11 protein-coding genes are annotated in these 15,805 nt (G+C 57.5%); 7 read left to right on the forward strand and 4 right to left on the reverse strand.

Features of this window, described 5'->3' with window-relative positions:
* Window positions 1–4: 4 nt before the first annotated feature.
* The gene (mtgA, locus tag RQI55_RS14745; RefSeq protein WP_243258070.1) at window positions 5–751 is read right to left on the reverse strand and encodes a monofunctional biosynthetic peptidoglycan transglycosylase; all 747 of its coding nucleotides are present in this window, start codon (window positions 749–751) and stop codon (window positions 5–7) included.
* Between the two features lie 171 nt (window positions 752–922).
* Here mtgA and RQI55_RS14750 point away from each other — a divergent pair, with 171 nt between their 5' ends.
* The 5 genes from RQI55_RS14750 (at window position 923) to RQI55_RS14770 (ending at window position 6,151) form a co-directional block, all read left to right on the forward strand.
* On the forward strand, window positions 923–1,822 hold the full coding sequence (locus tag RQI55_RS14750; protein WP_409233737.1) for a polyprenyl synthetase family protein: 900 nt from the start codon (window positions 923–925) through the stop codon (window positions 1,820–1,822).
* 189 nt (window positions 1,823–2,011) lie between these two features.
* Window positions 2,012–2,836, forward strand: a complete 825-nt coding sequence (locus tag RQI55_RS14755; RefSeq protein ID WP_243258071.1) for a DeoR/GlpR family DNA-binding transcription regulator — start codon at window positions 2,012–2,014, stop codon at window positions 2,834–2,836.
* Window positions 2,833–4,026, forward strand: a complete 1,194-nt coding sequence (locus RQI55_RS14760) for an MFS transporter (RefSeq protein ID WP_243258072.1) — start codon at window positions 2,833–2,835, stop codon at window positions 4,024–4,026. Before RQI55_RS14755 ends, RQI55_RS14760 begins: the two co-directional genes overlap by 4 nt.
* A 143-nt stretch (window positions 4,027–4,169) precedes the next feature.
* Complete coding sequence (gene ispG, locus RQI55_RS14765; protein ID WP_243258073.1) at window positions 4,170–5,420, forward strand: flavodoxin-dependent (E)-4-hydroxy-3-methylbut-2-enyl-diphosphate synthase; 1,251 nt, start codon at window positions 4,170–4,172, stop codon at window positions 5,418–5,420.
* Window positions 5,421–5,488: 68 nt separating this feature from the next.
* The gene (locus tag RQI55_RS14770) at window positions 5,489–6,151 is read left to right on the forward strand and encodes an OmpA family protein (RefSeq protein ID WP_042615558.1); all 663 of its coding nucleotides are present in this window, start codon (window positions 5,489–5,491) and stop codon (window positions 6,149–6,151) included.
* A gap of 79 nt (window positions 6,152–6,230) precedes the next feature.
* Here RQI55_RS14770 and pyc read toward each other — a convergent pair whose 3' ends face one another.
* The gene (gene pyc / locus RQI55_RS14775; protein ID WP_243258074.1) at window positions 6,231–9,692 is read right to left on the reverse strand and encodes a pyruvate carboxylase; all 3,462 of its coding nucleotides are present in this window, start codon (window positions 9,690–9,692) and stop codon (window positions 6,231–6,233) included.
* A gap of 122 nt (window positions 9,693–9,814) precedes the next feature.
* Window positions 9,815–10,552, reverse strand: a complete 738-nt coding sequence (locus RQI55_RS14780; RefSeq protein ID WP_042615560.1) for a LuxR family transcriptional regulator — start codon at window positions 10,550–10,552, stop codon at window positions 9,815–9,817.
* Window positions 10,553–10,900: 348 nt separating this feature from the next.
* Here RQI55_RS14780 and RQI55_RS14785 point away from each other — a divergent pair, with 348 nt between their 5' ends.
* Window positions 10,901–12,676, forward strand: a complete 1,776-nt coding sequence (locus RQI55_RS14785) for a glucan ABC transporter ATP-binding protein/ permease (RefSeq protein ID WP_042615561.1) — start codon at window positions 10,901–10,903, stop codon at window positions 12,674–12,676.
* A 92-nt stretch (window positions 12,677–12,768) separates the two neighbouring features.
* Here RQI55_RS14785 and RQI55_RS14790 read toward each other — a convergent pair whose 3' ends face one another.
* Complete coding sequence (locus tag RQI55_RS14790; protein ID WP_243258075.1) at window positions 12,769–13,470, reverse strand: DUF1013 domain-containing protein; 702 nt, start codon at window positions 13,468–13,470, stop codon at window positions 12,769–12,771.
* 231 nt (window positions 13,471–13,701) lie between these two features.
* On the opposite strand from RQI55_RS14790, the gene acs reads away from it, so the two are divergent.
* Complete coding sequence (acs, locus tag RQI55_RS14795; protein ID WP_311273128.1) at window positions 13,702–15,660, forward strand: acetate--CoA ligase; 1,959 nt, start codon at window positions 13,702–13,704, stop codon at window positions 15,658–15,660.
* Window positions 15,661–15,805: the final 145 nt, after the last annotated feature.

The following is a 15,805-nucleotide window of genomic DNA, read 5'->3' on the forward strand; positions in this document are numbered from 1 at the left end:
TAGTTCAGTCCAGCACGCAGCGGACATAAGCGCCCGAACCGCGGGCGCGCCTCTCGATCAGCCCGGCCAGCCTTTGCATGCCCCGGCCGGGTTTGCTGGCAACGCGATCAATCGGATTGGGCAATGAGACAGCAAGAAGCGCTGCCTGTCTCGCGCTCAGTTTCGACGCGGAGACCTTGAAGTGGTGCTGGGAAGCCGCCTCGATGCCATAAATGCCCGGCCCCCATTCTGCGACATTGAGATAAATCTCCATCATCCGCCTTTTTGACCAGATGAAGTCTGACGCCACGGCCAGCGGCAATTCTAGCCCCTTGCGCAAAAAGGAACGCCCATTCCATAAAAACAGGTTCTTTGCGGTCTGCATGGGTATCGTGCTGGCGCCGCGTGTGGATTCGCCCTCAAGCGCGCTGCTCACCACCGTCTGCATCTGGTTCCAGTCCACACCGCCATGGGAACAGAACTGCCCGTCTTCAGACATCATCACGGATTGCACGAGGCGTGGCGAGATCTTCTCGAGCGGCACCCAGCGGCGATCATAGCCCTGAAACGTGACCAGTTCAGCCAGCATGAGTGTGGACACGGGGCGCACAAAGGGCAAAGCGTAGAGCGGAATGAGAAGATAGGGCAACACAAGCAAGGCTAGGAGGATAAGAAGGACGCGTCTCACCAGGTTTCGAATATCCACCTTCGGTTTACTCCCGCTTTCATCAAGCGTTTCATCGTCCGTCTCGATATCCGGCGTGCTACTCAAAAACCTGCCCCCACTTGGCGTCCCCCATTTGGCTGCCGCTCGGAGCCTTTCATATTCCGCATACACCATCAAGGCGAGTCACGATAACGAAGTTCCCCGGTGCCCCACAAAAATGATTGCCAGCCTTTTTCCCCCATGCCAAACAGCCGATATGTTGAGGAAACGGCCACAATGACATTCGAGACACGCCTGCGCGACAATGCGGCACGAACCGAAACCCTGCTGGGCGAACTGCTGTCAGGCGACAGCCGCACTGGCGAGACGACGCGACCGGCAAACCTTCTGGACGCGATGCGACACGGCGTGTTGAACGGCGGAAAGCGGCTGCGCCCCTTTCTGGTCATCGAGACAGCCCGGCTTCTCGGCGGAAACATGCACGCCGCATTGCGCGTGGGTGCAGCACTGGAATGCCTGCATTGTTACTCGCTGGTGCATGATGATCTTCCCGCCATGGATGATGATGACCTGCGACGGGGTCAGCCAACCGTTCACAAGAAGTTCGATGAAGCAACCGCGATCCTGGCTGGCGACAGCCTGCTGACGCTGGCCTTCGACATTATCGCCGCGCCCGAGACGGAGCTGCCGGATGACCGCAAAGCTCAGCTCGTTCTGGCCCTGGCAAGAGCGGCCGGCATTGGCGGCATGGCAGGCGGACAGGCGCTCGATCTCTATGCCGAGACGCATCCGCCGGATGAAGCGGGCATCGTGACATTGCAGACGATGAAAACCGGCGCGCTGATCCGCTTTGCCTGCGAAGCCGGTGCCATCATCGCGGGCAGTGACACCGCCGAGCGGGAAAGGCTGCGCATTTTCGGCGAAAAAATCGGCCTCGCTTTTCAGCTGGCAGACGATCTGCTGGACCTGACCTCCAATGCCGTGACCATGGGCAAGGCAACGGGTAAGGATGCAGCACGTGGCAAGGGAACACTGGTTGCCCTGCACGGTGCCGACTGGGCCACAACGAGGCTGCGGGAACTGGTGGAAGAAGCTGCCGAACTGCTGGCGCCCTATGGCGAAGCGGGTGAGACCCTGATCGACACGGCAAAGTTCGTGGCGGAAAGAAAGAGCTGAGACGCGCGTGGGCGCTTAGCCCACCTGCTCCATAATATCCTATACAATCCTGGCCGGTTTTCCGGCCATCTTGAACACGCCCACTCATCGCCTCAGCGCGATGCGAAGATGCGCTCCATCATTTCGCTTGAGAAATTGCCAATGCCGGGTTATGCGTGTTTATGCACGATTCCTCCGACTGGCCCTCCTATGTCTAGATCAGATCACTTTGTTGGCGAGCGTCAGGCTCTCATTCACGCGGAACTGCTGCGCCATGGCCGGGTGTCCGCGCAGGAACTGGCGCAGAAATTTGCGGTATCCGAGGACACTGTCCGCCGTGATTTGCGCGAAATGTCAGCGCGTGGCGAATGTGAGCGGGTTTATGGCGGTGCGCTGCTGATATCAGGCACCACGATACCACTGAAAACGCGCATGACCCTGATGACGGAACGCAAGGCCGCCATGGGACAGGCTGCGGCGGCGCTGTTGCAGGATGGCATGACCGTCTTTCTCGATGCTGGCTCAACCAATCTGGCGATTGCGCAGCATCTGAGTGCAGATGCGCGATTGACCATCATCACCAACACACCTGACATCGCGGCCGAACTCACCGGCCGCAACGGGGTCGAGCTGATTCTCATTGGCGGCAGGGTTGATCCGGCTGTCGGCGCTGCCATTGACACAACGGCTATCAAGCAGCTGGAAGACATCAGACCAGATCTGTGTATCGTCGGCGTCTGCGGACTATCGCTCATCCAAGGATTGTCCGCCCAGATTTACGAGGATGCGGTCTTCAAACGACTTGCCTGTCAAACCAGCACGAGAATTCTCTGCGCCATCACCTCTGAAAAGATCGAAGCCCCCACGGCATTCCATGTGCACCCGCTGACATCCAAGCTGACGCTTGTGCTTGAGGCGGATGCTGACGCGGCAACGGTCGAAACGCTCAGGAAAACCGGCGTCGAAACTGTCCAGGCCAGCGCGTCTTCCCCAGTATCTTCATTTATCCAAACACCAAAGGACCAGTCCCGATGACCGGCTCTACCACGCATCCATCCCCCACAACCCGCACGCCATATATGACGAGGACACGCCTTGGCGTTTCCCTGTTGTTTCTCATGAATGGCTTCATGATGGGCTCATGGGCACCGATGATACCGGAGTTCGCCACGCGCTTTGCGCTCAGCGAAAGCGAACTCGGCCTCGTCATCCTTGTCTACGGCCTTGGCTCCCTGTCCTTCATGCCCATCGCAGGCTCCCAGATCGGCCGTCTCGGTTCGCGAACCGTTACGCTTGCCGTGGCGCTCGTCATGGTGCCGACGCTGCTTTTGATCACAATGGCGAACGCCTTGTGGGCTGGTGTCATCGCCGTCTTTCTGTTCGGCGGACTGACGGGGGCAATGGATGTTGCCATGAATGCCAATGCCGTTGTGGTGGAACGCAGCATGCGCCGCGCCATCATGTCGTCCTGCCATGCCTTCTGGAGCCTTGGCGGTCTCCTCGGCGCGGGTCTGGGCGGCCTGCTGATCAACATGACCGGCATTTACGGCCACGCCGTCGCATTGACGATCATTGCCGCGATCATGCTTGCCGTCGCATGGCCGCGGGTACTGGTGGATCGCCCGAATCCGGAAGAAGAGCGTCCGAAGGGCGGGCTGCCGCTTACCCCGCTCCCCTGGATCATCGGCATCATGGCCCTGTTTTCAATGATCCCGGAAGGTGCGATTCTAGACTGGGGCGCGCTTTACCTGCGAAACGAACTCAGCGCATCCGTGACACTGTCGGGCTTCGGCTTTGCGGCCTTCTCCCTGACCATGGCCGTCATGCGCTTTGCGGGTGATCTGGTGCGAGATCGATTCGGCGCAGTCCGCACCCTGCAATTCTGCTCGTCCATATCGATCGTGGGTCTGCTGATTGCCGGTTTTGCCCCCAATGCCTTCGTGGCGATTGCAGGCTTTGCCATTGCTGGCATCGGCATTTCCAACATGGTGCCCATTGCTTTCTCGGCAGCGGGCAACATGCCGGGAATGGCACCCGGCATTGCATTGTCCGTGGTCACGACCATGGGATATTCCGGCATTCTCGTCGCACCGTCAGCCATCGGCTTCATCGCGGAACATACGGGACTGGCCGTCGTCTTTCTCGGCCTGCCGGTTTTGCATGTCGTGGTTCTGCTTCTCTCCCGCCTGGCCAGCCACGCCGATGGTACATGCAACCACCACTGACACAGCACTTTGCCCCTCATGACGGCTGGTCTCCAATTTTGCCATGATTGCGGTGAAAGAGGAGTTGATCGCTTCGATATTGACAAGGCTCGCGCCGTGTTACACCTGAATGATCAGACCAACCACAATTGCTTGAGAAAACCATGACGTCACACGCCGATTATGATCCTAAGCCGCGCCGGTCCTCGGTCGCTGTCGATGTCGGTGGCGTGATCGTAGGTGGCGGCGCGCCAGTCGTCGTGCAATCCATGACCAATACGGATACGGCTGACATCGACGCCACTGTGCAGCAAGTGGCAGCCCTGTTCCGTGCTGGTTCCGAAATCGTGCGCATCACCGTCGACCGCGACGAAAGTGCCGCCGCCGTTCCAAAAATCCGCGACCGCCTCTTGCGCCTTGGCCTTGATGTGCCGCTGGTTGGAGACTTCCATTATATTGGCCACAAGCTTCTGGCGGATCACCCGGCTTGCGCCGAGGCGCTGGCAAAATACCGTATCAATCCGGGCAATGTCGGCTTCAAGGACAAGAAGGACAAGCAGTTCGGCGATATCGTCGAAATGGCGATCCGCTATGACAAGCCCGTCCGCATCGGCGTGAATTGGGGTTCGCTGGATCAGGAACTCCTGACCACACTGATGGACAAGAACAAGGATCAGGGCTTTCCGCTCTCGGCCCGTCAGGTCACGCGCGAAGCCATCGTCCAGTCGGCCCTGATTTCCGCAGAGCTTGCCGAAGAAATCGGCCTGCCGCGCAACCGCATCATCCTGTCGGCTAAAGTCAGCCAGGTTCAGGATCTGATCGCCGTCTATTCCATGCTGTCGGAACGCTCCAACCATGCGCTGCATCTGGGCCTGACCGAAGCGGGCATGGGCTCAAAGGGCATCGTCGCCTCCTCTGCCGCCATGGGTTACGTGCTGCAACACGGCATTGGCGATACGATCCGCGTATCCTTGACGCCCGAGCCCAACGGAGACCGCACCCGCGAAGTGCAGGTTGCGCAGGAAATCCTGCAGGTCATGGGCTTTCGCCAGTTCGTTCCTGTCGTTGCAGCCTGTCCGGGCTGTGGGCGCACCACCTCCACCGTGTTTCAGGAACTGGCGCAGAACATCCAGAACGATCTGCGCAAGAATATGCCGGTCTGGCGTGATAAATATCCGGGCGTCGAGGCGCTCAATGTCGCTGTCATGGGCTGCATCGTTAACGGTCCCGGCGAAAGCAAGCATGCCGATATCGGTATTTCCCTGCCCGGCACAGGCGAAAACCCGGCAGCTCCCGTCTTTATCGATGGCGAAAAGGCTTTGACCCTGCGTGGACCTGATATCGCCAAGGATTTCGAGGCGCTCGTCATCGACTATATCGAAAAACGTTTTGGCCAAAAGGACGCAGCCGAGTAGGTTTCGACCGCGAAAATGCCGGAATTTACCTGTCTTACCTTACGTGAACTCACGGAGCACTGGAATTCATGATCAAGAAGTTTGTCGTTCTTGCGCTTGCCGCAACCTATCTTTCCGCCTGCACCACCACCGACCCTTACACAGGTGAGCAGAAGGTTTCCAATATGGCGGGTGGTGCCGGTATCGGCGCACTGGCCGGTGCTGTCGGCGGTCTGGCCATCGGTGGAGGCAACAAGGGCCGCAACGCCTTGATCGGCGCGGGCATTGGCGCGCTGGCCGGTGGTGCCATCGGCGGTTACATGGACAATCAGGAATCCGAGCTGCGTCAGCAGCTTCAGGGAACCGGCGTTTCGGTCACCCGTCGCGGCGATAGCATCGTTCTCAACATGCCGTCCAACGTCACCTTCGCGACAGATCAGGATCAAGTGATCCCGCCATTCTTCCCGACGCTTAACTCGGTCGCAATCGTTCTGAACAAGTTCAGCAAGACCTATATCGACATTAACGGCCATACCGATTCGACCGGCAGCCTGGCGCATAACCAGCAATTGTCCGAACGTCGCGCGGCATCCGTCGCCAACTATCTCGGAGATCGTGGCGGCGTCGACCAGCGCCGTATTTCAACAATGGGCTTTGGCCCATCGCAGCCGGTTGCTTCCAACGCAACGGCAGACGGACGCGCCCAGAACCGCCGCGTCGAAGTGCTAATCTCGCCACTGACACAGAACTGATTTCCCAACGCGTCTTAACCGAAAGACCTGTTCAGCAAAAAGCCCACCTTCCGGTGGGCTTTTCGTTTCTATTCAGAGCTTATTCGCCGTAAGCGATCAGCAGGTCCTTAGCGTCGATCTGATCGCCGGGCTTGACCAGAACCTCGACAACCTTGCCGTCACGTTCGGCGTGAAGCGCGGTTTCCATTTTCATGGCTTCGATAGACACCAGCACGTCGCCTGCCTTCACATCCTGCCCCTGATTGACGAAGACACGGGAAATGACGCCCGGCATCGGTGCGCCGACATGCGCTGCATTGCCTGGCTCGGACTTGCGGCGAACGGCAGAACCCGTGGCACCATGGGCACGATCCGGCACCTTGATGCGGCGCGGCTGGCCGTTGATTTCGAAGAACACCGTGACCATGCCCTTGTCATCAATGCCGGATGAAGCCTGATTGACGATGACGAGTGTTTTGCCGCGTTCAATATCGGCAAACAGCTCTTCGCCATCTTCCATACCGTAGAAATAAGCGTGGGTCGGCAAGACCGACACAGGCCCGTAAGTATCAGAGGCCAGCGCAAAATCCGTGAAGACCTTCGGATACATCAGGTAGGACGCAAACTCGAAGTCATCCACCGAACGCTCAAGCTTGGTTTCGATGTCCTTGCGCTCCGCATCCAGATCAGCATCTTCAAGAAGAGAGCCGGGACGTGCTGTATAGGGCTCCTCGCCCTTGAGCGCCTTCTTCTGAAGCGCCTGCGGCCAACCGCCCGGCGACTGGCCAAGATCACCCTTCAGCATGGAAACGACGGAATCCGGGAAGGAAACCTCTTTTTCCGGGCTTTCGACATCGGCCACCGTCAAATCCTGGCTCACCATCATCAGCGCCATATCACCGACAACCTTGGAGGATGGCGTGACCTTGACGATATCGCCGAACATCTGGTTGACGTCCGCATAGGTCTGCGCGACCTCGTGCCAGCGGCTTTCCAGACCCAGTGAACGGGCCTGTTCTTTCAGATTGGTGAACTGGCCGCCCGGCATTTCGTGCAGATAGACTTCCGATGCGGGGCCCTTGAGATCGCTTTCAAAGGCTGCGTATTGCCCGCGCACAGCTTCCCAATAGAAGGAAATGCGGCGGATCCACTCCGTATCGAGCCCGGTATCGCGGTCCGTTCCCTTGAGGGCTTCGACGATGGAACCCAAGCATGGCTGGGAAGTGTTGCCGGAAAGCGCATCCATGGCAGCATCGACCGCATCCACGCCCGCTTCCACCGCCGCTAGAACCGTTGCGGCAGAAATGCCTGAGGTATCATGGGTGTGGAAATGGATCGGCAGGCTGGTGGCCTCACGCAACGCCTTGAACAGAACGCGCGCGGCAGCTGGCTTCAACAGTCCCGCCATATCCTTGACGGCGATGATATGTGCGCCGGCCTTTTCCAATTCAGCAGCCAAGTTGGTGTAGTATTTGAGATCGTATTTCGGGCGAGCCGAGTTCAGGAGGTCGCCGGTGTAGCAGATGGTCGCTTCACAAAGCTTGTTCTCCTCGGCAATCGCGTCCATCGAAACGCGCATATTCTCGACCCAGTTCAGGCAATCGAACACGCGGAACAGATCGACGCCGCCTCTTGCGGCCTGACGCACGAAATATTTGACGACATTGTCAGGATAATTCTTGTAGCCGACGCCGTTGGCACCGCGCAAAAGCATCTGCAGCAACAGGTTCGGCGCGCCTTCGCGCACCTGCGCCAGACGCTCCCACGGATCTTCCGTCAGGAAGCGCATGGACACGTCGAAGGTCGCGCCACCCCAGCATTCCAGCGACAGAAGCTGCGGCAGAGCCTTGGCATAGACGCTGGAAACCCGGGCGATATCATGAGTGCGAACACGCGTCGCCAGCAGCGACTGGTGGCCGTCGCGCATCGTCGTGTCTGTCACCAACACGCGCTTTTCATTGCGCATCCACTCGGCAAAGCCTTTCGGCCCCAGCGTGTCCAGAAGCTGCTTGGTGCCATCAGGCGTTGGCTGGTCGATATAGGGAACGATGGGAACTGGGGCATTTGCGTGAGGCTTGGCTCGCCCCTTCGTTTCAGGATGCCCGTTGACGGTGACATCCGCCAGATAGGTCAGAAGCTTGGTGGCGCGATCCTGCCGCTTGACCTGCTCGAACAACTCAGGCGTCGAATCGATAAAGCGCGTTGTATAGGTGTTTCCGACAAAGCTCGGATGGCTGATGATGGCTTCCAGAAATGTGAGGTTGGTCGCTACACCGCGAATACGGAATTCGCGCAAGGCACGATCCATGCGCGCAATGGCTTCCTCGGGCTGTGGTGCCCAGGCCGTGACCTTGACCAGAAGCGGATCATAATAGCGCGTGATGATGGCGCCCGAATAGGACGTACCGCCATCAAGCCGAATGCCGAAGCCCGATGCCGAGCGATAGGCAGTGATGCGGCCATAATCGGGAATGAAATTGTGTTCGGGATCTTCCGTGGTGATGCGGCACTGAAGCGCATGGCCGTTAAGGCGGATATCCTTCTGTGCCGGAACGCCGGATTGAAGCGTACCAATCGTCTCGCCTTCGAGAATATGGATCTGCGCCTTGACGATATCGATACCGGTCACGACTTCCGTCACCGTATGCTCGACCTGAATACGCGGATTGACTTCGATGAAGTAGAATTTGCCGGTATCGGCATCCATCAGATATTCGACTGTGCCCGCGCCGACATAGTTGGTGGCACCTGCGATCTTCAGCGAATAATTCGCAAGCTCCTGACGGCGCTCCTCTGAGAGGTAAGGCGCAGGTGCACGCTCGACCACTTTCTGGTTGCGCCGCTGGATGGAGCAGTCACGTTCGAACAGATGCACGACATTGCCGTGGGTATCGCCCAAAATCTGGCTTTCCACGTGGCGGGCGCGCTCGACCAACTTCTCAAGATAGACTTCATCCTTGCCGAAAGCAGCCTTTGCTTCACGCTTGGCTTCTGTCACCTCGCGGGCGAGATCCTCCTTCCTTCTGATGGCGCGCATGCCGCGGCCACCGCCGCCCCATGAGGCCTTGAGCATGACGGGATATCCGATCTCCTCGGCCATGCGCTCAACCTCTGCCATGTCGTCAGGCAGCGGATCGGTGGCCGGTACGACCGGTACACCAACAGAAATCGCCAGATTGCGTGCGGCAACCTTGTTGCCGAGCCTGCGCATCGTATCTGCGGTTGGCCCAATGAAAATGATGCCCGCCTCGTTGCAGGCTTCCACAAATTCCGGGCTTTCGGAAAGCAGGCCATAGCCGGGATGGATCGCGTCTGCGCCAGAAAGCTTGGCGACCCGGATGACCTCTTCGATCGAAAGATAGCTCTCGATGGGGCCCATATCCTTGGCAAGGTGCGGGCCGCGGCCGACCTGATAACTCTCGTCCGCCTTGAACCGGTGCAGGGAAAGCTTGTCCTCCTCTGCCCATATGGCAACCGTTTTAATGCCGAGTTCATTGGCAGCACGGAACACACGGATCGCGATCTCTGAGCGATTGGCGACAAGGATTTTCGATATTTTCAAGACGGCCTCCCGAACCACAACAGCAGCATGTTTATGCTGCACCGCGAAATTAAGCAGTAAACGTGTTCGTTGGAAAGGCCGATTTTGATATTGTCAGTTCCCGGGCGGGAGACAACAACGTTTCAGGAGATTAAACCGAGACGAAGTGCAAGCGCCACCACATGCTGACGATTTCTGGCATCGAGTTTTCGCTGGATGCCGTTGATATACCAATCCACCGTATGGCTCGAGATCGAGAGGCTCTTGCCGATTTCCGGTGAGGTCCGCCCCTGGGCAAGAAGCGTCAGCACATCGAACTCACGCCGTGTGAACTGGGTCCCAGCCAGATCCGGCATAGCCAGAACGCTTTCGGACTGGCCTGAAAATTCAAGCAGCCGCCAAAACGCAACACGCATGGCCGTATCAAGGATGAACAGTTCCGATGTCGTCAACAGCCGACCATCGCCAAAAATATAGACCCCGCCCAGCAGTCCGCTTCGACCGTGGATGGGAAAGGCATAGCCTTCGCGCAGACCGAAGCGCGCAGCATCCTGAAAAAGCCTTGCGGCTCTTTTGCGCTGTGTCGACTGCGGCAGGAAGGACATGACTTCGCGGCAACGAAATGGCTGATGCAACAGACCGAGCGTTCGCTTCACGGGGTCGGCTTCACCATATTTCTTGGCGTGATAGAATTCTTTCCAACCAACGGGCAGATGCTCGGCGAGAACCGTTCCGGTGAATGTCAGATCTTCGACATCCCGTTGCACGATGCGGTAGTAATTAAATCCGAGACGACGCAACAGTTCATGAAATGTGGAGAGAAACCTGTCCTGGGTCTTTGACTCGTAACACACAGTCAAAAACTGAAAAACATTGTGCATTAAAGCTAATACCTTGAAAAATATGGAACACTTGTCAATTTTGGTCGATAGAATTCCTGAACAAGGGCCCCCCCTTTGCCAAGATGCATTGCCTACATCAAATCGTCCCCTAATGGATAATCAATAATTAAACCATGCCGCGAAATTTTGCATGGCGCATCGGGTTGTATTCACAACTTCGCATTTTTTTCGCATTCCCGCTCCCCGCTCGGCCCCCGTTAAGCGCGCATTCATGTGGAAAGAGCGATAAAACAACGGCTTGCAAGGGTCGAAATTTTTTTGAGCTCAAGCAGACCATTGGCGCCTTGACCAGCGCTGCTCGACGGATATGAAGACGGGATACGGGAATTGACACTGTTTCAGGTTTATAGTCGCGCCCTGCGCTACCTCGCCAATAACAAATGGCGTGTCACCATCGTCGTTATCGCAAACGTCATTCTGGCCGCGATTACGATTGCGGAGCCGGTCCTGTTCGGACGAATCATCGATGCGATTTCTTCCGGCTCGGATGCCACCAACATATTGATTCTCTGGGCGGCGTTCGGCGTGTTCAACACGATCGCCTATGTTGCCGTGGCCCGTGAGGCAGATCGCCTGGCCCATGGTCGGCGCGCATCCTTGCTGACGGAAGCCTTCGGTCGCATTATTTCCATGCCGCTTTCATGGCATCACCAGCGCGGCACATCCAACGCTTTGCACACGCTTCTGCGCGCTAGCGAAACCCTGTTCGGCCTTTGGCTTGAATTCATGCGTACACATTTGGCGACATTCGTGGCGCTGCTGCTTCTCATCCCCACAGCCATCTCGATGGACCTGCGTCTCAGCTTCGTTCTGATGGGGCTTGGAACAGTCTACTGGTTCATCGGCAAATGGGTCATGGAGCGGACAAAGGAAGGTCAGGCCTCTGTCGAAGAACATTATCACTCCGTTTTCGCCCATGTGAGCGATTCGATCAGCAACGTATCGGTCCTGCACAGCTACAACCGCATCGAAGCTGAAACAAAAGCCCTTAAATCCTTCACCGAGCGTCTGCTCAGTGCACAGTATCCGGTTCTCGACTGGTGGGCCTTTGCCAGCGCGCTGAACCGCACCGCATCGACGCTCTCCATGATGATCATCCTCATCATCGGCACGGTGCTGGTTAAGAACGGTGAACTGCGCGTGGGCGACGTGATTGCCTTTATCGGCTTTGCCAACCTTCTGATTGGCCGTCTCGACCAGATGCGTGCATTCGCGACGCAGATCTTCGAAGCCCGCGCCAAGCTTGTCGATTTCTTCAAGCTGGAAGATTCCGTGCAGGAACGTGAAGAGCCAAGTGGTGCGATTGAGCTGGGCCAGGTCTCCGGCAAGATCGAATTCCGCAACGTAAACTTTGGCTTTGCAAACACGAAGCAGGGCGTCCATGACGTCTCCTTCACCGCAAATGCTGGCGAAACCGTTGCCATCGTCGGCCCAACAGGCGCTGGCAAGACCACGCTCATCAATCTGCTGCAGCGGGTTTACGATCCCAATGGCGGCCAGATCTTTGTCGATGGCGTCGATATATCGACGGTCACGCGCCAGTCGCTGCGTCACTCCATCGCAACGGTGTTCCAGGATGCGGGCCTTCTCAACCGGTCCATCCGCGACAACATCCGTCTTGGCCGTGAAGCAGCAACAGATGATGAAGTGGCCCAGGCTGCTGCTGCCGCCGCTGCCACAGATTTCATCGACAGCCGTCTGAACGGCTATATGACGCAGGTGGGTGAACGCGGTAACCGCCTGTCGGGCGGCGAGCGCCAGCGCATCGCCATCGCCCGTGCCGTGTTGAAGAACGCGCCTATTCTGGTGCTTGACGAGGCCACCAGCGCGCTTGACGTGGAAACCGAAGCCCGCGTGAAAGACGCGGTGGATGCTCTGCGCAAGAACAGAACGACCTTCATCATCGCTCACCGTCTTTCCACGGTCAGAGACGCAGATCAGGTTCTGTTCATGGATAATGGCCGCATTGTCGAGAAGGGCACATTTGATGAGCTCAGCATGCGCGGCGGTCGTTTCTCATCGCTGCTGCGCGCCAGCGGCCTGTTGAACGATGACGAAAAGACAGGCGCGCCTGTGCTGTCTCTGCCCGCCAAATCTGCCTGACCTCGGTCAGGCCTGCCTGAAACGAATGCGCACCCAATAAAAAAGCCCCGGTCAATGCCGGGGCTTTTTCGTATGATTTGCCGATCAATCGATCAGTAGGTCTCGTCTTCCTCATCGTCCTTGCGGGTCGATTTGAGAGAGTTGAGCTTGGCAAAGACAGCGTTGTGGTCGATTTCTTTTTCTTCATCACGCTCGTATTTATAGCCAAGACCTTCCGTTGCAGCGGCTGGCTGCAATGTCGCGTCAAGCTCTTCCTGCGTTGGCAGAGGACGTCCACGAGATGCGCGCTCAACCTCAAGGTCAAGGTCGATCTGGCTGCATAGGCCAAGCGTGACTGGGTCCATCGGTGTCAGGTTGGCTGAGTTCCAGTGGCTGCGGTCACGGATCTGTTCGATCGTGGACTTGGTAGTGCCGACGAGGCGCGAAATCTGCGCATCTTTCAGTTCCGCGTGGTTGCGCACCAGCCAGAGAATGGCGTTGGGGCGATCCTGACGCTTGGAAACCGGCGTGTAACGCGGTCCTCGGCGCTTGGATTCAGGCACGCGAACCTTTGGCTCGGAAAGCTTGATCTTGTGATTCGGGTTGGATTCCGCCTTTGCGATTTCATCGCGAGAAAGCTGGCCGGTGGAAATAGGGTCGAGACCCTTGATGCCCTGCGCGGCTTCGCCATCGGCGATTGCCTTGACCTCAAGCGGATGCAGCTTGCAGAACGTAGCGATCTGTTCAAATGACAGCGCTGTGTTGTCCACCAGCCAGACGGCCGTCGCTTTCGGCATAAGCAATGTTTGAGCCATAGATACAGTCCTTCTGTCCGTCCGCTCCGGTGGCGCGGGCCGTGGAGATTAACCACTAATTTCCGGGATATCAGCGGTCTATAACCGGATTGCATCAGAAATGCAATTCTTTGCGCGACAAATGACCTTTGTCTAATTGCCGGATGTCAGCGAACTGCTATGAATCTGGCACATGACTGGAGAACGGAGTCTCCGGTGCCTGTAAAGACGCGAGCAGCCTGGGAGGAATTCATGTCTGCTAAAATCTATCCGGTTCTGAAATCTGCAAAAACACGCACGCTTGTCGATAATGACCGTTACCTGAAATGGTACGAGCATAGCGTGGAAGATCCCGATGCCTTCTGGGGAAAGCACGGCAAGCGGATAGACTGGTTCAAGCCCTACACAAAGGTCAAGAATACGTCTTTCAAAGGCAAAATCCCGATCAAATGGTACGAAGACGGCCTGACCAACGTCTCCTACAATTGCATTGATCGCCACCTCAAGACCCATGGCGAGCGCACCGCGATCATCTGGGAAGGCGACAACCCGTATATCGACAAGAAAATCACCTATAATCAGCTCTATGATGCGGTCTGCCGAATGGCAAACGTGCTGAAAAAGCATGGCGTGAAGAAGGGCGACCGCGTCACCATCTACATGCCGATGATTCCCGAAGCGACCTATGCCATGCTGGCCTGTGCCCGTATCGGCGCTGTCCATTCCGTGGTCTTTGGCGGTTTTTCGCCGGATGCGCTTGCCGGTCGAATCGTTGATTGCGAATCAACCTTCGTCATCACCTGTGATGAGGGCGTGCGCGGCGGCAAGCCCATTCCGCTGAAGGAAAACACCGACAAGGCAATTCACATTGCCGCCAAACAGCACATCATAGTCAACAAGGTTCTGGTGGTGCGCCGCACCGGCGGCAAGACGAACTGGGCACCGGGCCGCGACCTCTGGTACCATCAGGAAGTCGCCAGCGTAAAACCCCATTGCGAACCGGCAAAGATGAAGGCGGAAGACCCGCTTTTCATTCTCTACACCTCAGGCTCAACCGGCAAACCCAAGGGCGTGCTGCACACGACGGGCGGATATCTCGTCTATGTATCCATGACGCATGAATATGTGTTCGATTATCAGGACGGCGAGGTCTACTGGTGCACCGCCGATGTCGGCTGGGTCACGGGGCACTCCTACATCGTCTACGGACCGCTGGCCAATGGTGCCACCACCCTGATGTTCGAAGGCGTGCCAAACTTCCCCGATCAGGGACGCTTCTGGGAGGTCATCGACAAGCATCAGGTCAATATTTTCTACACCGCCCCGACAGCGCTGCGCTCCTTGATGGGTGCGGGCGACGAGTTCGTCAAACGCTCGTCGCGCTCCAGCCTGCGGTTGCTCGGCACGGTGGGTGAACCCATCAATCCGGAAGCCTGGGAGTGGTATTACCATGTGGTGGGCGAAGACAAGAGCCCGATTGTCGATACGTGGTGGCAGACAGAGACCGGCGGCATTCTGATCACGCCGCTGCCCGGTGCGACTGATCTCAAGCCAGGCTCGGCCACGCGGCCCTTCTTCGGTGTGCAGCCGCAACTGGTGGATGCCGAGGGCAAAGTGCTGGAAGGCGCAGCCGACGGCAATCTGTGCATCATCGACAGCTGGCCGGGCCAATCACGCACGGTCTATGGCGATCATCAGCGCTTTATCGAAACCTATTTCTCTACCTATAAGGGGAAATACTTCACGGGCGACGGCTGCCGACGCGATGAAGACGGCTATTACTGGATCACAGGCCGCGTGGATGACGTGCTGAACGTTTCCGGCCACCGGCTGGGCACAGCCGAGGTCGAATCGGCTCTCGTGTCCCACAACCTCGTCTCGGAGGCTGCGGTCGTTGGATATCCCCACACGATCAAGGGTCAGGGCATCTACTGCTATGTTACCTTGATGGCGGGCAAGACGGGCGACGACGCGCTGCGCGAAGAGCTTATCAAGCATGTGCGTAACGAGATTGGTCCCGTGGCAACCCCCGACAAGATCCAGTTCTCGCCGGGCTTGCCGAAGACACGCTCGGGCAAGATCATGCGCCGCATTCTTCGCAAGATCGCCGAGGATGATTTCTCAGCACTGGGCGACACGTCCACGCTGGCTGATCCTAGCGTCGTGGATGACCTGATCGAAAACAGGCAGAACAAGGCGCCTGCCGCTTAAAACATTGTAAACACGGCAAAAAACGACGCCCGGGGAGCGAACAGCATCCCGGGCGTCATTTGTTTCGGCATGATTATTCCATCGCATTGGGTGTGAAAAGCAAAGTTTGCCGACGGTCGGAGAGGTCTGTTCTGGGCATGATCCG

It is taken from the genome of Rhizobium sp. WCS2018Hpa-16, from assembly GCF_031843705.1.
GTDB classification, from domain to species: Bacteria; Pseudomonadota; Alphaproteobacteria; order Rhizobiales; family Rhizobiaceae; genus Agrobacterium; species Agrobacterium tumefaciens_C.